18 protein-coding genes and 1 pseudogene are annotated in these 17,605 nt (G+C 65.9%); 8 read left to right on the top strand and 11 right to left on the bottom strand.

Going from position 1 to position 17,605, the window contains the following annotated elements; translation table 11 throughout:
• Positions 1-66 precede the first annotated feature (66 nt).
• A complete protein-coding gene (locus QRN56_RS13630) occupies positions 67-1,230 on the top strand; it encodes a DUF697 domain-containing protein (protein ID WP_285104063.1) in 1,164 nt (387 codons plus the stop codon).
• A 133-nt stretch (positions 1,231-1,363) separates the two neighbouring features.
• Here the strand turns inward: QRN56_RS13630 and QRN56_RS13625 are convergent, their stop codons facing one another.
• Positions 1,364-2,044, bottom strand: coding sequence for a hypothetical protein (locus QRN56_RS13625; protein WP_285104061.1), 681 nt, complete (start codon positions 2,042-2,044; stop codon positions 1,364-1,366).
• A 337-nt stretch (positions 2,045-2,381) separates the two neighbouring features.
• On the opposite strand from QRN56_RS13625, the gene QRN56_RS13620 reads away from it, so the two are divergent.
• Positions 2,382-2,939 carry a hypothetical protein gene (locus tag QRN56_RS13620; protein WP_285104059.1) on the top strand — a complete coding sequence of 186 codons (558 nt, stop codon included), beginning with the start codon at positions 2,382-2,384 and terminating at the stop codon, positions 2,937-2,939.
• 797 nt (positions 2,940-3,736) lie between these two features.
• A complete protein-coding gene (locus QRN56_RS13615) occupies positions 3,737-4,039 on the top strand; it encodes a hypothetical protein (RefSeq protein WP_285104057.1) in 303 nt (100 codons plus the stop codon).
• A gap of 78 nt (positions 4,040-4,117) precedes the next feature.
• On the opposite strand, the gene QRN56_RS13610 is transcribed toward QRN56_RS13615, so the two are convergent.
• The 4 genes from QRN56_RS13610 to QRN56_RS13595 form a co-directional block, all read right to left on the bottom strand.
• On the bottom strand, positions 4,118-4,681 hold the full coding sequence (locus QRN56_RS13610) for a hypothetical protein (protein WP_285104055.1): 564 nt from the start codon (positions 4,679-4,681) through the stop codon (positions 4,118-4,120).
• A gap of 247 nt (positions 4,682-4,928) precedes the next feature.
• Positions 4,929-5,633, bottom strand: coding sequence for a hypothetical protein (locus QRN56_RS13605; RefSeq protein WP_285104054.1), 705 nt, complete (start codon positions 5,631-5,633; stop codon positions 4,929-4,931).
• Between the two features lie 30 nt (positions 5,634-5,663).
• The gene (locus tag QRN56_RS13600; protein ID WP_285104053.1) at positions 5,664-6,725 is read right to left on the bottom strand and encodes a hypothetical protein; all 1,062 of its coding nucleotides are present in this window, start codon (positions 6,723-6,725) and stop codon (positions 5,664-5,666) included.
• 56 nt (positions 6,726-6,781) lie between these two features.
• Positions 6,782-7,285, bottom strand: coding sequence for an HAD domain-containing protein (locus QRN56_RS13595; RefSeq protein WP_285104051.1), 504 nt, complete (start codon positions 7,283-7,285; stop codon positions 6,782-6,784).
• A 509-nt stretch (positions 7,286-7,794) separates the two neighbouring features.
• Between QRN56_RS13595 and QRN56_RS13590 the strand changes: the two genes are divergently transcribed.
• The 3 genes from QRN56_RS13590 to QRN56_RS13580 are packed head-to-tail and all read left to right on the top strand — an operon-like array spanning position 7,795 to position 9,858.
• Complete coding sequence (locus QRN56_RS13590; protein ID WP_285104049.1) at positions 7,795-8,727, top strand: hypothetical protein; 933 nt, start codon at positions 7,795-7,797, stop codon at positions 8,725-8,727.
• A complete protein-coding gene (locus QRN56_RS13585) occupies positions 8,720-9,262 on the top strand; it encodes a ParB N-terminal domain-containing protein (RefSeq protein WP_285104047.1) in 543 nt (180 codons plus the stop codon). The genes QRN56_RS13590 and QRN56_RS13585 overlap by 8 nt, the downstream gene beginning before the upstream one ends.
• Positions 9,263-9,306: 44 nt before the next feature.
• A complete protein-coding gene (locus QRN56_RS13580) occupies positions 9,307-9,858 on the top strand; it encodes a hypothetical protein (RefSeq protein ID WP_285104045.1) in 552 nt (183 codons plus the stop codon).
• Positions 9,859-10,061: 203 nt separating this feature from the next.
• Here the strand turns inward: QRN56_RS13580 and QRN56_RS13575 are convergent, their stop codons facing one another.
• The gene (locus tag QRN56_RS13575; RefSeq protein ID WP_285104043.1) at positions 10,062-11,093 is read right to left on the bottom strand and encodes a DUF695 domain-containing protein; all 1,032 of its coding nucleotides are present in this window, start codon (positions 11,091-11,093) and stop codon (positions 10,062-10,064) included.
• Positions 11,094-11,184: 91 nt separating this feature from the next.
• Between QRN56_RS13575 and QRN56_RS13570 the strand changes: the two genes are divergently transcribed.
• On the top strand, positions 11,185-11,985 hold the full coding sequence (locus QRN56_RS13570; protein ID WP_285104042.1) for a hypothetical protein: 801 nt from the start codon (positions 11,185-11,187) through the stop codon (positions 11,983-11,985).
• A gap of 8 nt (positions 11,986-11,993) precedes the next feature.
• Here QRN56_RS13570 and QRN56_RS13565 read toward each other — a convergent pair whose 3' ends face one another.
• Positions 11,994-12,977 carry a hypothetical protein gene (locus QRN56_RS13565; RefSeq protein WP_285104041.1) on the bottom strand — a complete coding sequence of 328 codons (984 nt, stop codon included), beginning with the start codon at positions 12,975-12,977 and terminating at the stop codon, positions 11,994-11,996.
• 654 nt (positions 12,978-13,631) lie between these two features.
• Between QRN56_RS13565 and QRN56_RS13560 the strand changes: the two are divergent.
• Positions 13,632-13,826: pseudogene (locus tag QRN56_RS13560) on the top strand (transposase); the annotation flags it as partial.
• Positions 13,827-14,664: 838 nt separating this feature from the next.
• Here QRN56_RS13560 and QRN56_RS13555 read toward each other — a convergent pair.
• The 4 genes from QRN56_RS13555 to QRN56_RS13540 form a co-directional block, all read right to left on the bottom strand.
• Complete coding sequence (locus tag QRN56_RS13555; RefSeq protein WP_285104040.1) at positions 14,665-15,237, bottom strand: hypothetical protein; 573 nt, start codon at positions 15,235-15,237, stop codon at positions 14,665-14,667.
• 1 nt (position 15,238) lies between these two features.
• Positions 15,239-16,558, bottom strand: coding sequence for a hypothetical protein (locus QRN56_RS13550; RefSeq protein ID WP_285104038.1), 1,320 nt, complete (start codon positions 16,556-16,558; stop codon positions 15,239-15,241).
• 379 nt (positions 16,559-16,937) lie between these two features.
• Entirely contained in the window at positions 16,938-17,240 is a 303-nt protein-coding gene (locus QRN56_RS13545; RefSeq protein WP_285104037.1) for a hypothetical protein, read from the bottom strand.
• A gap of 54 nt (positions 17,241-17,294) precedes the next feature.
• Positions 17,295-17,576 carry a 2'-5' RNA ligase family protein gene (locus QRN56_RS13540; RefSeq protein ID WP_285104035.1) on the bottom strand — a complete coding sequence of 94 codons (282 nt, stop codon included), beginning with the start codon at positions 17,574-17,576 and terminating at the stop codon, positions 17,295-17,297.
• Positions 17,577-17,605: the final 29 nt, after the last annotated feature.

Raw genomic sequence — 17,605 nt, 5'->3', positions numbered from 1 at the left:
GGTTTCGACGGAAGATCACCCGCCAAAGGCCCAGCGCCCGTTGTCCAAATCTGTCAGGGTTACGCCGTGACCGGTGCCCAAGCCCTCGACGACGAACCGTTCCTCGACCCCGCGCCGCTCATCGATGCGGCGAAGTCCGAACGGGACCGGATCGGCCGGTTCAATCTCGTGGTGGTCGGCGGAACAGGAGTAGGAAAATCCACGCTCGTAAACGCCGTCTTCGGAGAAGACCTCGCAGAGACGGGCATCGGATTGCCCGTCACAAAGGGCATCAACTACTACACCAACGCCGACAAATCTCTGGGGATCTGGGACTTCGAGGGTTTTGAGATCGGCTCTCGCACGGATCCTGCCGAATCGGTGCGTGCCGACCTGAAAACCATCGCCGCAGGGCCGGCGCACCAGCGGATCTCCGCGGTTTGGTACTGCGTCCTGTCGACGCTCGGCAAAATTCAGCCTGCAGAGATCGCCGTCCTCCGCGAGTTCCGGAGGCAGGGTGTGCCCGTGGTCATCGTCCTCACCAAGGTCGCACGGAGGATGAACCTCACAGGAACGTGGACTGCTTCGGACGACTCGCAGAGCCTGCGCGACTGGCTTGAGGGCCCCCTCGATCGAGAGGGTGAGTCATTTGATCTGCCGGTCGATGCAGTCGTCCTGACCGCCGCCAAGGATCAGGGCAGGTTTGGTGGGCCTGCCCATGGACTGCACGAGTTGGTTGAGACGACCCTCGAATTGTCTCCTGGCGACACGAAGGATGCGCTTCGCGTCGCGCAGCGCCTCTCGCTGCCGCTCAAGCGGGCACTGTGTCGTCGGTACATAGCCGCAGCATCGGGCGCTGCCGCGGCAGCGGCAGCAACGCCGATTCCGTTGGCCGACGCCGCGATCATCGCGCCGATCCAGCTGACGATGATGGGCAAGATCGCGTCTGTCTACGGGCTTGACATCAAAGTAGTGCTCAGCGCTCAGGCTCTGGCACAGCTCGCCGTTCAGTTCGCAGGCAAGGCCCTTGCAAGGAGCTTCCTCAAGTTGATCCCTGGCCTCGGGAACGTGATCAACGCCGCCGTCGCAGGCGCCTTGACCACCGCTACCGGCGAAGCTTGGATGCGACTGTGCGAGCGGGTCTACAACGGCAAGCTCCCGATCGAAATGGTCGAGACGGCCTGGAAGGACTACGCACCGACCGTCATGCAGGTCGTCAATGCCCTTGTGAAGCAGCGAACCAAGAAGTAGTTCCCCGAAGCCTTCTGCGCAGACTTCGCCTCCTGCTTGGTATGCCTCCCCCGGGAGGCCGCAGTTTGCGAAGTCCCGGCGATCTCGCTGCGAGCCGCTCGGCCTGCCGGACGCCCAGGTTCTGGCTGCCCGCTTAGGCGGGCGCACCCAGCGCGGCCGCTCGCAGCACGGCAAGGTGCTCGGGATACTTGGTGGACACGTACTCATTGGCGCCGAACGCGGCGGGATGGGCGAGCTGCACGATCGTGCGCCGTCGACCTGCGATCTCACGCACGACGGCCGGCGTGTGCTTCTTGTCCCACCCTAGGTCCCAGATGCGCGCGACGCGGTCACGAGCCTTGCCGCCAACGACAACCATCACAGCGGCGGGACAATCGGCGAGTATGCGGTCCATGTGCAATCCGCTGCATCGGTCCAGGGCCTTATTGACTCCAGTCTCGCCCTTGCTCTTGCAGTGGACGACCTCCGTCATGACGTAGTCGGCCGCCGGACTCGCTTGATACCCGAGAAGGTCGGTGGCAACCTTGCGGATCGCCCCCCAAAACGCGACGTAGGTGTAGCCACCATCGATGCGCCGATGCTTTCCTTCGGGTCGCGCCCAGCACCCGTCGAAGCGGTGGACGACGAAGTCCGCGATGAGGTCATTGTCGTCCGCTGCCGCGGGATATGCCTCGGCGGACTCGGGTGGCTTGCCCTCCTTGGGCTCGCTGATCGACGGGTTCGAGCTCAGGAACACGATCCGCGCCTGGGCCAGGTTGCCGGCCCACCCTTCGGGAACTTGGAACCTCTCAGGCGGCCCTTCCTGGACGTTCACGATCGTGCGGCACGGGTGCGCGAGGTCGCTCCGCGCCCGATCGACCTCGGGACAGCGCGCGACCGAGAGGGCGAGGTCTCGTAGACGTTCCTCGTCACCGTTGATCGGGACCCGAGCTTTTCCTGGCCCGTGCACTGGCTCTTCACGACCTACGTCAATGTCAAGACGCCTTTCCTTCGTTCAGGGGAGGGTGATACGGATGCGGGCGACGAGAGGTCAATCTTGACAGGTCACGGCTGGGACGCATGCGTGCTCGCGGGTGAATCTGGGGCAACGAGGATGAAAAGCCGCGGTCGGGCCGGGGAGCGAAGTCCTTGCCTTCCGGTGCGGACCGAGCTTGGACGACTACGCCCGCCTCACCCTCCTGGACGGCGCACTGACGATCAGCACAGGGATCGCCATGCTGACCGCGATCCTCACGTTCATGCTGGGCATCGACACGGTGGTCGACTCTCGGACCGGGTGGGTACAGCCGGCATTCTTCTACCTGATACTCGCGGCGGTACTCATCATCGAAATCGGGAAGCTCGACGCATTCCCGAAGTTCGCTGGCCGCAGCCGGTTGCTGGTCAAGACCACACTGGCCCGCAGCGTCGCCGGACGGCGCGACCGCGCCAGGCGTGTCGGCCACCTCAGGGCGGCGCGCACACTGGGCATGGTCCTTGCCATCCACTGCGCGGGCTACCTCGCACTCGCCCGGCCGGCCGGCCGGGCCCACAGTCCTGAGCAAGAGTCTGACCGTCGCGGGTGCCGGCCTGCTCAGCATCGCGCTGCTGGCGACCCTCGCCGGCCTGCATCTGGGTATCGGCGACCGGCCCACCGCCGTGATGAGCGTGCTCACGGGCTCTTTGATCGGGATGTTCTGGGTCAGGATCCTCCTGTCCGCGGCCAGTGAACTGCGGACCTACTCGGCCAACCCGTGGAGTGTGATGGTCGGTGCGTGGCTGTTCGCCCCGCTCTACCTCCTCATCACCCTGGGCATGATCGGCACCGGACCGTTGAGCAGACTTGCGTACTACAGCCTGCAGATCGACAACGTCCTGAGCGGCTGGGACCGCGCCATGCAGGCCGGGGCCTGCAGACGGCTCGCCCTAGAACCGACCGCGAGCAAGAGCGACGGCCCGGTCGAGATGGCGGACGGCGACGCGACGCCGCAGCCCGGCGGCCGGCGGCGGCCCGTCAGTCCACCCAGCATGGCCGATGCCCGCACCGCCGAGCACACGGGTCACCCTGCCGCCGCGACAACAGCCACTACTGCGGACGACGGTCCTGCCCCGGTGCCTCCCTGCGCCGAGCGGGCCCCCGACACAGCCGTGGAGCCGCAGTACCCGGGTAGCGGGGCTGGTCCTCGCCACGCGGTCCGACCCGGGCCCGTGCGCTCGACGGGCAGGAGGGGCGGACAGAGCCACGGCAGCGAATCGAGACCGGCGATTCCTGAGTGCCGCCCCGTCATCGGCCCAACGGGTGCTTCCGCGTCCGCTCGGCCCCAGCCGGTGGCGCGGTCGTGCCGCTCCGGCTTTCCCGTGGTCTCTACCAGCTGGGCCCGGTGAAACTGTCGCGTGCACCCTCAGCATGGTCACGGCGGGCGCGCTCATCAGCCTCGCGGCGTAGCTGCTCGCCGGCACGCGATCGCGCCTCAGCCAGGACCACCGGAACACGCTTCATCGGCTGCCCAGCCGCGACGACGTTGCGATGAACTCCACCGCAGCTTCGGTTGTCACCACCACGCCGCGCGATGTAGACGGTCCAGAGAGCTTCGACGACGCACTGAGGGTGTTCGGGCTGGATGACGCATGGCTGCGCGGCTGGATCGTCGCGACTGTCGATTCGCTATACGACCGCACGGGCTGGAAGAGCGCCGTGTTCTGGATCCCCACGTACAAGGGCTACGTTGCGGTTGGGTATCCGCGAGTTCGCACGGCATACGTCCGCCGAGACAGCGTCCAATACCCCGCCGTGGATGGCTGGCCCGTCATCCAGTACCCAAGTCGGTGAGCCACCTGTCCGACCAGCGCACCTTTCGATAGGGCGTGAAAGCCGCGATCCTCGAGCAGGAAGGTGATGTGCGTCGAGCTACTTCGACCGTTCAGGACAGGTGTGCTCGTCTCGAAGAGCTTCGCGGCCTGACTTGGGCAGCTGCGCCTTCTTCCTGAGGTTCCTTCGGATCAGCACGACGACGGGTGCCGCCACGATCAGGAGAACCACGAGGGCGATTCCTCCGGCGACCATCAGGACGTTCCCGACACCAGCCATGTGGTCTCCGACGCTCGTGTCATCGAGACCGGCAGGCCGCGGGCCGAGCTCGTTCGCCAGCCACTCGTACTCGATCTCCCGGGTCTCACCCTGGTACTCGATCGCGAGGATGTCGAACTTCATTGGCAGCTCGTTCCACACCACCGTGGCAGCCGTCTTCCGCGCGAGGTCACCGTTCATGGTGTCGTGCAGCAGCACGATCGTCACGACGTCGACCGATTCTTCGAGATGTTCGAAGTACTCCTTGCGCCCGGCGTGTACCCCCGCGTCGTCGAACCCCGCGGCAACAAGCTCCGACCGAACGGAGGCAAAACTCTTGAGGAGCTCCCCCGATTCCGCCGTCGACGAGCATCCCGTCAGAAGAATGAGCGTCGCCGCGAGCATGGCTAGCGCACGCCCAAGCGGGCTGCTTCCGATGGACCCGTGTCCGGTTGCAGACCCATGCACGGTGCCACCCCTCATCGTCGTGACCGAATGGTCCCATATAAGCCTCGTCACCAGGACCGTCTTCACCCGGGCCCGGGCGAACCATCAGCATCATCGCCCAGTCAAGGTCGCCGCAAAGCGGCTCGGAGGCACCGACCTCGGTCCCGGTCTGGGCAGGTCACCGCACAGAAAAGAGGCGCCACCTTCACCTGCGCTCACGAAGACGTTCAGCCGCGGATCGGCTTCCGCCGGGCCACTGCCAGTCGAGAGTCTCCAGGAGCGGGTGCGAGCGGACCGCCTCGATCAGGGTGCGCGATCCAGACACTCGGGTCGCGGTGAGGTCGTAGTCCGTCCAGACGAACCACGATCGGTCCGAGGGCCACCAATTCGACGGGCTGAGGCCGCGGAACAGGTCTTCATTTCGTGTCAGGCCGCCGATGGCCGACAGCGTTCCCTCTAGGACGGTGAGTCTCTCGTACTCGTTGGCGGGCACCATCCCGTAGTAGGCGAAGCAGGCTAAGCCAGGTCCGGAGAAGTCACCCACGATGTCGAGCAACGCTGTCAGCGACTCGCCACCGAGGACACCCTCCTCAACCTCAATGTCCGGCCACCGAAGATTCCTGACCAGGTACGCGGCGTTCGGCGGCCATCCCCTTGCTTTCGACAACGCCGGCAGATCCTCGTCGGTGACGTCACGCCATCGGCGCCGGAGCCGTGGCCCTTCCTCGCGATCTGCGAGATCGATCGGGACGGTCAGGTCGTGCAAGATCCACGTGTCATCCTCCCAACCGGAAGCGTCCATTCCACAGGTGACTCCGTCCTCACGAACGTCCCGCGGGATCCACGCGAGCACAGCCTGTGGGTCGACGACTGGCCGGAACCCATCGACCCCATCGGCGTCTTGCGTCATGACCGTCCTTCACGTTGCGAGTTCGCTTCATCAGTATCGGCGAGGAATCCGCTGGCGGCTGTCAAACGCCACTGGAAGCACGTCATTTGCCTGGGCCCATGTCGCCCACGACGTCGACCGGGCCAGTTCTTCGGACGCGACCTTAAGCCACGCGGGTCGTGCCAAGGCCTCGCCCAAAGTGCTCAAGAGCCCGGCCTTCTCCTGCACAGAGCATCCGAGCCGTGCTGCCACGCGCGACCGGACATCGTGAGTGAGCGTTACTGCGACCCGAACCCGGGCACCAGTGGCCTCCTGAGAGGCAAGGTGGCGCGCGTACTCGGCGAGCACGATCCGCGCCGGCGGGTACCGCGACAGATCCAGTCCCATCCCACTGGCGCCTGCCATCGCGCTGAGCAGACGACCGGTGTGGTCGATCAACTCGTCGTCTACCACGGGTCGGATGATCGCTTCGTGGAGGCTTGCCGCGAGTGCGACTTTGCCCGCGAAGTACGCGTTGAGAAACTCACCGTCGAAGGCGTGACGTAGCAACCAGTCCCGATACTCACCGGAGTACTCGCTCAGCGCCTCGACGTAGTACACGCGGCCCCACCCGGACGAGCGCTCCGCGAGCCAGAGCAGGCTTTCGCCACCATCTCGGACCCGGCGCAGGAACCATACTGCGAGTGGCGCGAACCGGTCCGAGAGCAGTCCAATCGTCCTGACAACCTCGACGTCGTCGGCCGAGGGCCGCGCGGCGAGAAGTACCAGGCCGATCGTCACGGCGCACCGATCACGCGCGTGCTCGACGAGCCACCGCCCGTTACGTCGCACCAGTTCCGGATCCGCGCGCAAGGCAACTGATCGCAGGTGGTCGTTGTGGTGGATCGGAACGTCGACACCATGGAACGCCTTCTCAACCCGGTCGAGATCGTCGTGTGGATCGCTGAGAAACTCACCGAGGAGGTCCGCGGCTGCGGCCCCCTGGAGCAGCGGATCTTTTGGACGGTCGGCCTTGCGCCTACGGTGTGCCTCGTCGTCAGGAAATGGGTAGCCGTCCCTCGGCAGCGGGACGTCCGGGTTCTCGTCGCGCAACCGGACCGCGTGCTGGAACACGGAGTTCCGCGAATCCGGCGGGACATTCGATCCGGCCGACCGCGTAGCGCGGCCCGTCACGACTCCAGGCCTCGCAGCCATGTCGCGATCTCGTTGACTCCGTCGGAAGTCAGCCCGACAGACGATTCGACCTGGAACAGCAGCGCAGGCCCAGGATGCTCCAGCTCGACGAACCAGCGGTCCGTCTCCGTGATGACGTCGTCGACCCACACGAACGGTCGGCCCTCCGCAACCCGGACCAGGGTGCGCGTCTTCCACCCCAGACCGTTCGGATCGCCCTCGCCATAAGCCGGCAGGTCCGCGACCGACAGCTCTGGTAGCCCGGCCCGCGGCGCGATCACTTCGTTGGCGTCACCCATCCAAGCCGTCGCCCACACCAGGTCGCAGCCCAGACCCAGCAGGAGCGGACCGAGGGCCGGATCGATGAAGTCGAGCTCCGGGCGCGGCGTGTCGGGGTCCTCGGGCTTACCGTCGCGAGGCTGAGGCAGCATCCCGGGCCCGCCGAACGGCAACAGGGTCCCGTCGACGTCGAGGAACAGCAGCGTGCGGGCAACAGTCACGCACGCACGATAGCGGCCTGCGAACAGCGGCCGGCACTGGTGTGCCCCCGCCCTCTCAGACGATAGGAGGCGAACGATGCGCACGGACGCGCACCGCCCGGGAGATGCAGCAGATCGGGACGCCAATCTCGAACGACCGTGCCGCGGAGCGGGACCCCACGACGACGAATAGGTGCGCGCCCCTGACCAGGGCGTACGCCCCGCACACCAACAGGTGTGCGCTCCTTGGGCGTGCGGAAAGTGCGCGCACGATCTGCATGATCGCGCCCATGAACACGAAGCCAAACGCTCCCTCGCCAGATCCCGCGTTGCACGGTGACCCACGCATTTCGTGCGGCCCGCGACCACCAGACACCGCGGCCAATCTGCACGAGTTGGGGGACATGGACGACCCACACATCGACCTGCGTGAACGCCATGTCCCCCAAGCGCCGGGACTGCAGGATGCGCGCCCAGGGGGACGTCGCGTGGTACCTCGACGGGTACAGGTGCATGTCACGGTGCAGGACATGGACGCCACCGATCGCATGACGCCGCCCGGCCCGCTCGGCCAGCCGGTAGAGCCACGCAGATTCACTTCACCAGACGGCCTGCGTCAGCTCTTGCTTCGACTGCATGACGCAGGCCCTGACGTCTGGGCCACCGATCCGGAGGCAGAGGCCCTGCTTGAGCACTGCGCCTACCGGTTCGGTGCGCTGGCCCGCCGGTATCGGCAGACTCCGCACGACGCCGCGGTGGCCGCGTTCGAGGTGCTGCGTGCCGCCGCGACGGCGCGTGCCGCGGACCCGTGGGCGGTGGTGACCAGAGCGGTGGAGCTGACCGTGCAGGCGAACGAGCGCGCAGACGCCCTGCTGTGCTCCACGGGCAAGGCTCGACGCCTGATGTCCGGCGGGCACCATGACGTGGTCCGGTTCGGCGAGCGTGATGACGGCGACCGCTCCTGGACGGATCACCTCGACACGATCACTGATGCTCGGCGTCGGGCGTCGGACGACACTTCCGCCGACCCGAGTTCAGTCAACGGTGTCACACCCCGGGAGGTTCCGGTGGCCGTGGCGAACATCGTCGAGCTGCTCGTCGCGCTCGGCTGGCCCCGCGCCGTCGCGACGAACGGCTTGGACTACATCTGCTCCCGCCTGGTCGAGGCCGGCAACCCAGCCACCGCGTTCGAGTACTTGCGGCGTGACCTGACGCCGCTGACCCTGCTGGACATCCCGCACCGCTCGTGGACCGCCCTGTGCCGCATCGTCCTGGGACCCGATGATGGCCTCGGGCAGGTCTCCGGTCTCCTGCGCCGTGTCCTGTCCGGCGAACCGATCGCCACTCTGCTGACGGATCAGAAGCTCGTCAGCCAGGTCGCCCGTTCATGGCTGTCAGGACGCGACGCCATCACGCCCGCAACAGATCGATCGGCCATGACACGGACGGTGCGCAATGCCTGACGAAGCCGACGCCCTCGCCGGGGCGCTCACCGTGACAGTCGACTCGATCATCGTCGGGGCTCGCCATCGCAAGGACGCTGGCGACCTTGATTCGCTCGCCGCGTCGATTGACCAGCTCGGGTTGCTGCAGCCGATCACCGTCACGCCGGACCGGGTGCTGGTGTGCGGGTGGCGGCGTCTGGAGGCCGTCAAGCGCCTGGGCTGGGAGTCGATCAAGGTCTGGGTGCGCTCCGGGATCTCCGACCCGGTCGCAGCTCTGCTGGCCGAACGCGACGAGAACACCCAACGCAAGGACTACACCCACTGGAGAAGGAAGCGCTCTACCGCGAGATCAAGGAACTGTTGCGCGAAGATGCCCAACGCCGTCAGGCCGAGACGCGGTTCGGTGGGGCGCGGCGGAACGAGAACAAGAGGACAGCCACGGTCGGTGCCGGCGGTGGAGTCCACCGGACCTCACCGGGACAGCCTGAGGGCAGGACAGATGCCGCGCAGGATCAGTCTGGACGGGGCAAGGTCCGGGAGCAGGCAGCGCTGATCGTCACTGGCAGCAAGTCGCAGAACACGCTCGAACGCCTCAGCATGCTCGTCGACCTCACCCGCGACACCACCCGGACCGACCACATCCGGAACCTCGCCACTGGGGCCCTGGCTCGGATCCAGGACGGGCACCCGGTCTACCCCGAGTACGAGGCCGTACGGGCAGCTCTCGCCGCCACCGATCCCGACCAGCAGACCATCGAGCCCGTGACCGCCGCCGATGTTCAGGAGCTACTGGCCACGGTCCGGAAGAACGAGAACCGCCCTCACCCGTCAGGCAACGACGCGGGTAAGTTCGAGGGCCGCGAGCACGATTACCCCGACAACAGGTTGCACACCGCACCGGCCAGCCTGCGCCAGTGGGCCTCCATCTGGCCTGGCCTCAGGGGCTGGTCCGCCCAGTACGACCCCACGGTCATCGCCGCAAACGCCTCCGAGGCGGACTGGGCCACATTCCGCGAAGTGCTCGCCGAGATCAACGCGTTTGCTAGACGCGCCCAGGTCGCTCGAAACGCGAAGAGGCAGCCGCGCGACACTACCGACGACCAGACCCTCTTCGACGCGACGGACTCCGCGCCGGACGGACACGAATGATGACGGCGCAACCGGTCGCCAGAGGCTCGGAACTGACGTGTCCGCACCGTCGACTTCAGATCGGCGCAACACCCCATCTCACCTGTCTCTGTGACGCACGTCTGACTCGGGCCTGGGACGCTGCGCCAGCCACCCGACTACTGCGACGATCAACGTGATACCCACGACGCCAACCACCGACGGCAGGAGGAGCGAGACCGGTGTCACACACGGAACGGTCGTACGGCGTCCCAGGACGGATCAGGCGCTGCGTGCACTCGGACTCGAGCCCCGGAAAAGGTTCTCACCTTCGTCTTGAGGTCGTCGGCGCCCTTGTTGTCGGCGTAGACGTGGAACGTACGGCTACCGCCACCAGTCTGAACCGCGACCACCTGCCCCACTCCGTCTACGGCCGCGCTCAGGGCCCTCTCCAGGTCAGCTAGATCGCTCTCGTCGCGCGGTCCGGGCATACCCGCCGACGTCGCAGCCCGGAACTCCGCGGTGATCGCGACGTGATGGTCAAGGTCCGGAGCCTGTACAGGCGACAGCCGATTCAGGCATCGCACAAGCATGGGTCCGTGCGGCGTCCGTGCCTCGGCCACGAGCCAGCCCATCTTCCCCTCGGGGGCGTACTCCTGGGTCACCAGGGCAAGCATCGCCGGAAGCTCAGCGAGCGGACTACTACCGGCCGGCTCCTCGAGTGCCCAGTCGATCTCCCCGATCCAGAGCTCCGTCGTCTCCTCGCCCAGGGCAGCATCCAAGCAAAGGAATGCGATCTGTCCACGGACTTCAGCCGGAACCGCAGTGAACACCGGGTGATACACCGTTACGTCCAGCCCCGTTGCCCGCCGCTCAGCGACAACACGCACGTCGGCGAACGCGACCTCCGCGTCCTCGATCCTCAGCACAGCGTCCAGCGAACCTGGTAGCCGCATGTCGTAGTACGACCAAGTCCGGTCCGAGCGCGGTGCCGAGCGCCTCCACCGCCGCGCGATGCGCCGTAGTGCAGGGTCCCCGCTGGCAGTCACAGTCAGCTGGTGCTTGCTATGGATGCCCGGCCCGAACTCCCAAGCCAGCTCAGGATGGATCGCGTTCACCCGTTCGCTGACCACGTCGGCATGCTCAGCAAGGCGGCCAGCCGGCACCGCATCGGCGAGCTCCCCAGCAGCGCTGTCCCACCACCGCCAGAACTCCTCAAGCTTTGCGCTGAGTTCAGCGTCGGTCGTTTCTCGCTCGCGCTTCCTGAACAGGCCCACGACTCCCCCTTGCTCATGTCCGTTCCACCAGTTCGCGGCCGACCCTACCGCCGCTGCCAGATCGCGAAAGTCCATCTGGAAGGATGCACAGGTGCTGCTCCTGCGAGGACTCGTCACGCAATGGATCGCGGACGATCCCCAACCCGGACTGGTCAGGATCGAGATCACTGACGCCGACGGGCATGTTCATCGCCTCGAAGAGAAGGCTGCAGTTGTCGACGCTGACGGTGGACTCACCGCATCGACGCGATATCCCGCTCCGGTTCAGATCGCATGTCTACCCCGGCGGCAGGAACACCGCTCCCACGACGGACGAATACTCAACCTCGTCGATCTGTCGCCATGGGGAGTCGACGACGACACAACCCTGTATCCGGTGGAGCGAGGCTCGCTGACGTGGACGGAGCCTGCGATCTACTCGGACCTGTCGGTTCGGGCAAGGCAGGCCACCGCGTTGGTGACCTTCCGCCGCTGGCGCCACGTCGTTGGCCTGGACGTGCCGGAACTGGCGACGGTCGAGAACCACCTGTGGGACTTCATCACTACTGTCCCAGACGCGTTCGACGCCTGGCACGGGTCGCATCCCTTGGCGCGACTCGGCGCGAACGAGCTGTGGCCGCAGAACGTCCGGGACGAGATTGCGTCATGCGGCATCGACCCGGGCGCGACGCGGGAAGCGGTGGACGCTCTCGTCGAGATCACATACGGAGGGTTGCTCGCAGGCATCGACAGCGCGTCGTCGCTCAGAGAACTCGAAACTGTGGGCCGGTTCACGGCACTGCGCGGCGTCCCGCTGGCCTCCTCGGAGGGTTTCGTCGACAGCCTCTGGATCGATGACAACTGGGGAAGGCCGAGCGAGGCATTGGCACACCGCTGGCGTGCGATCGCCTGACCTCGCAGCTAAGCCTCAGTGTCGATCACGACCACGATCGCTGTGGGCGTTCCGGCGTCGTCGAGCTCGAGGTGCACGGGAAAGTCACCGTCACCGACCGATGTCATCGCCATCATGATGTCGGCGCCGCCGACCGAGATCGTGCCTGCCTCGTGCTCGTCCGCGCGGACCTTTGCCATGACCTGCCAGTGGTGCGAGTGCGGCCGGAAGTCGAAGTTGAACATCGACTGCCCGCTCGATCGCCGTCGCGACTCCAGGTCGAGCGCCCGGTTCAGCGCGTCCTGGAACGGCAGGTCCACCCAGCCGTAGCCGACGTCGCCCGGGCCGGTCAGACGCGGGGCGTCGAGCTCGACCGCGAGTTGTGCCTGGTCCCGACCCCAGAACACGACGTCGGCCAGGCCATCGATCGGGTCCTCGTGTACCCACGAGCTGAGGGCATCGGCGTCGGCGATCACGAGGCGGGCATGATCGACACGCAAGTGGCCAAGCACCCGGGTCTGGGCGGTTGCTGCCGCGCTTAGCGCGATGCGGATCTGTGTCCAGCCCCAGTCACCGGCGGTCGCGGTCACGAGAAGCGAGCTGCTGGTGGAAACACCGCCGACGGGGATCACGGGTACGCCGACATTCAGGAAGGTGTGATTACCGCTGGCGATCGCGTGCCGAACCCGCTCGCGATGCGGGACCTGCTGCGGCAAGACCTGGAGGCCGGCATCGAGCCCCGCCTTCTTGCAGTGCTCGGCGAACGCCTCGGTGACCTCCTCGATGCCTTGGGCCGGGATGTCATAGAGCCTGGTCCCGGGCTGCCGGTCGAACGTCCGTGCGGCGGCACTGGCATCGGGTCCGACGATCTCCATGTCCGCGGCGGGACCCGGCCGCGCCGCGACGTCCTCAGGGCGACGGTCACCCGACCACAGGCTGAGGTAGCCGCCGTCGGTCAGCACGAGCTGTCCCGAGGGGCAGGTGATCTTCCCGAGTTCAACGACGTCAGCCATGTGCCGGGAGTCTAGGGCTCTCCTCGGCCGTCGTGCCGAGGGTGACCGATACCGCTCAGACCTGAGCCGGTGGGAACGTGATCGCTATTCGATGAGCCAGTCAGCCTGGTAGCGACGACGAAACTCATCGGCAGCCTCATGGGTCCGTGCACTCATAAGAATTGTCGTCTCGTCGACCAGCACGATGACGTCATCGACCATCAGCCAGCGCGCTCCGGTCTGGGTGCTCAGGTGCCCCGTGGGGAAGGGAGCGATGTCCAGCGACCTGCCATGTGCAGCGACCTCGGCGAGGTCCTCAGGTCGTTCGAATTCTGTAGCCAGATCACCGACGGCGGGACGCATGCACGATTCGTAGACCAGCCATTGGACCACCGCTGCGGAGAACGTTTCGGTCCATGGCTCCCACTTCTCCAGGGACTTGTCCGCGAGGTCGCCAAGCACGACGACGGGCGGGTCGTCGCGGTCCAGGTGCTCCAGGAGGATGCCCCACCGGCACGCACTCTGGTTCTCGGGGCGGAGGATCAGCGCGCCTTCGTCGACGTAGATCTGTCTCTGCACGACGGACAGCATCACGTCCTGGTTGCTGAACAGATCATCGCGGCGGCCGAAATGCCGATAGAACTCACGCACCGCCGGCGGTAGCCGAACACCTAGGAGAAACGAGCCCCGGACGTCCTGGCCTACTTCGACCGGACCGGCACGAGCAACGGCCCGACTGAAGCGATCAACGGACGCCTCGAACACCTGCGCGGCTCCGCCCTCGGCTTCCGCAATCTCACCCACTACATCGTCCGCTCACTCCTGGAAACCGGCGGCTTCAGACCCGCGCTACACCCTCGATTCGGATGAGCCGATGAAGTACGCCCGCGCAGCGCGCTGCGACCAATGCGGCAGCGAGTTCACAGAAGCGACCCTTTCGGTCGCAGCACGCTCTTCAAGGACGAAGAGGGCACCTACTGCCTCAACTGCGGCTGTGCCATCGATTCTGCCCACTCACGTCCCGATGCGTAGCGCATCAGTTCCCCCAGGCAGAGGTCCAGCTTCAAGAACGCGACCGCCCGCACCCGGCCGGACGAGATCCCCTGCGTTCAACGCACGCCACCCGTTGCGCTCGGTACGAGCGTAGGCGCTGGCCGAGTCCCGGTCGATGTATTCCCTGGCACCGTCCACCCGCCCTCAGCAGCCAGGATCGGGGTCAGGTCGATCCGCTGACGCTCGATCGCATCCCGCCCGCCCCCGTGTGCCCGTGTGCCCGTGTGCCCGTGTGCCCGTGTGCCCGTGTGCCCGTGACAACTTCAGATACAGAAACACCCCACGCCACCTGAATGACGCATCGAGTGATGTGATCATGCGCCAGGAAGAGCCATATTCGTTATGTCGAGAATATGGGCCCATTGAATTTCAGCATGCTCGATTGCGACTGCGCGATTAAACACCCGCAGCCGAATGTACTCATCCGTCCCCGTCGCAACACGCTCGATCGCCTGATCCATCCCCCCTGCGGCGGCAGTTCGAAGCCGCCGCTACCCTAGACGACGACCTGCAGCCCGGGTCGTGGGCCAGGTACGTCATCGGGCTGATGAACCGCCTCTTCGCGCCCGCGCAGCACGACTCAGGCCAGGCGATAGTGGCGTCCACTTCAAGTTTCACAACCAGCAAGCGGGCATAAGACACGCACTATCGCCTATCAGCTCCAACCCGCAGCACGGGCCGCATGAACGGCAATTTGCTCCCGAATAGCAAAAGTTCCAACAATAGCAGTTATCCTGGAGTTAAATAGCAATGTCAGCCCTGACGGCGCCTGGAAACTCTCCCAATCTCGATCGAGCCAACGCATTTCGATATTCTCGAGAGTGCCATCAAGCCTCACACCAGGAATATCGCCCCCGCGATCAACCAAGCCATCGACGGAGCTCCAGAAATCGGCAGCCACCGTCCGGATCATCCGTGCACGATCCGCAACCGATGGGTGTGCAATATACCCGCACAGAATTGCAGCGGTGTGGACGTAGTACTCGCGGTCGAGGAAGACCACTTGCGTCGAACCCATTCTCGCAGAGCACTCTTCGATCTCCTCGAGGGCCTGGTCGAAATCGCTCTTATCATTTCTCGCTATAGAAGTCACGAACAAGGAAACTGCGGTCGCCAAACTTCTGTCTGCACGCTGAATAACTGGAGTCATGCGAAACAAACTTAGCGCGCCAACAAATCCGACCCGGTCGATAAAATTGTTCACATCCCCCACCGAGCCGAAGCTCATTCTATTCAACCCTACGAGTCATCGTTCGCCACACGGTGTTGCCGGTCTTCGAAATCCCGCGACCAAAACCAATCATATTCGCTGTCACCGACGCCACGGGTGTGCCCTGCTGGTCGCAGACCAACGAGGTGACCCCGCCAAGGCCTCGGCCGTTGCGCACCGCGACGGTCTGGCCGGCGAAGCTGTAGTACCGCGTCGTCGCCACCGCGCCGGCGGGGTCGACGTGCACCTCTTGCGCGCCGGGCAGGTACACCGTCGTGCCAGAGGCATCGGTACGCGTGATCCGCTCCCCCTCGGCGGAGTACACGTACGACGCCTCACCGGCTTCGGTGGTGTTCTCCCCCTCGGTCCCCTCGCCGCTGGTGGCGACGGTGGCCAGCTCGCCCTCGCCGTCCCAGCCCAGCAGCTGGGTCGTCTCCACGGCACCGTCACCGTCCAGGTCGTCCTCCACCTGGCCCGGGTTCGAGGTGTCGACCGGCTCGGAGAAGTTCCGTGTGGTCTGGTTGCCCGCGGCGTCGTAGGTGAATCCGGCCACGGTCTTGCGTGGGGCGGAATCGATCGTTGCCGATGGCCCGGTCTGCTGGGTCATCGACGTCACCTGGTGCGGCCCGGCTCCACCGCCTGCGTGCTGGTAGTTAGTCCGCACGACGTTCGTGCCCCCGTCGAGCACGTGCTTGGTAAGCGACGTCCGGTTGCCCACCGCGTCATAGGTGTACTCGTGCCAATAGGGCGCAGCACTATTGCCCGGGGTGCCAACATCCGCAGGCATCACGGCGTTAATCGACGCCGCGCATGTGCCGTCGGCCTCCGTCCAGGCCCCGATGAGCCGGCCAAGGCCGTTCACGTCGAAGCACTGGGTGTCGTCGTTGGCCCGTGGACTCGCGCCGTCCCCGACGACCGGCTTGTCGCTGATGGACAGCACATTGCCCGCGTCGTCGTACGTGTAGGCCATATCGACATCGCGGCCGGAGAACCGTTCCCGGTCGAGGCGAATCCCGTTCAGCCGACCCGTCGAGTAGTTCCAGTTGTAGGTGACGACGGCGCCATAGGTGTTGCCCAGGTCCATCGCCAGCGGCTTGCCGTCCGCGGTGAACTGCGAGTCGGCCACGTATGTGCCCCAGCCGAACCCGCCGCCCATCCACACCGGCATGCCCGCGTCGTCGTAGAACGTGGTCACGTGCTCCGCGCCCAGCACCAAGGCGTCCGCAGTTGCGGCGTCGTCGTCGGTAGCGGTGACGCCAGGCAGTACCTGCTGGCGCACCGAGCCGTCGAGCCGGTACTCGTACGACGTCGTGAACTGACGCTCGACCAACCCGGTCAAGCCTGGCAGCTTGTCCGGCAGGACCGTCGTGGTCGACGTCGGGCGGTACGCCGCGTCGTAAGCGTCAACCTTAGTCGTATTTGTATAGCCGTCCTGGATCCGGGTCGAGCTGGACGCCAGACCAAGGGCGGGCTTTCCACCCGGTCCCGAAGTGGCGTCGTACGTCCACGACGAGCGCACCGTACCCGCGCCGTCCGCGACCTGGGTCGTGCGGCCGAGGTTGTCGTAGGAGTAAACGAGCGTGTTGGCCTTCTTGACCGCGTCGCTCGCCCCGGCCGCGTTGCCGTTTCCGTTGATGGTGCCGGTTCCTGGCTACTGACTGCGCCGCTCATCTCAGGTGCAGAGTCGGCCATCCGCTGCGGCTAGAGGTCCGTCTGGTTCAGGAGGCGGTCGGCGTAGCGCTCGACCATGACCCGCCGCACGTCTCCAGTGGCCAGCCGCTCCCGAGAAGTCGCGTCCGCTGCGCCAACGGCGCGGACGCCAAACTCATCGGCACACCATGCGCATCCGGGTGCGTGACCACAACCGGCTCAATGTCGCGCAACGACGCCACCCGCGCTCTCAGGGGACCCGTCGAGATGTCGGCGTTGCTGTAGGCGATCGAGACGTGCGGGTGGAACTCGGGGTTCTCGGGAACCTCGTCCCAGACCTCGGCGATGCCTGAGCGGATGCCGTCGCGCACAGCATTCACAACGGCCCTTAGCCGCACCAGCAGACCGGTAGCCTCGTCGTCGGCCTAAATCGGGCCGAGCGTCAACTCAAATGCTGGGACCGCCGCCAAGCGCTCGGCTGCGGCGCGGGTGATGGCCTTGACGTCGTCGTCGGAGACCTCGTCGGTAAAGCCGAGTCCCTGCATCGTCACCTGCGGCCACCGCTGCGGGATCAGATACAACCGCTCGACACCCGCCAGCTCTTCCTGCAGCCGGCCGACGAGCTCATGCAGCGGTGCCGCCGTGGCGTCATCGAACGTGAGGTGCCACTTGTAGAACGTGCGGCCAACGGACCAGCCGGGCACCATCACCAGTGGTTGACCAGCCGCTCCAGCCG

The sequence above is a fragment of the Promicromonospora sp. MEB111 genome, from assembly GCF_030209445.1.
In the GTDB taxonomy this organism is placed as follows: domain Bacteria; phylum Actinomycetota; class Actinomycetes; order Actinomycetales; family Cellulomonadaceae; genus Promicromonospora.
The sequence above is the reverse complement of the archived record's forward strand: the minus strand, read 5'-3'. Positions and strand labels throughout refer to the sequence as shown.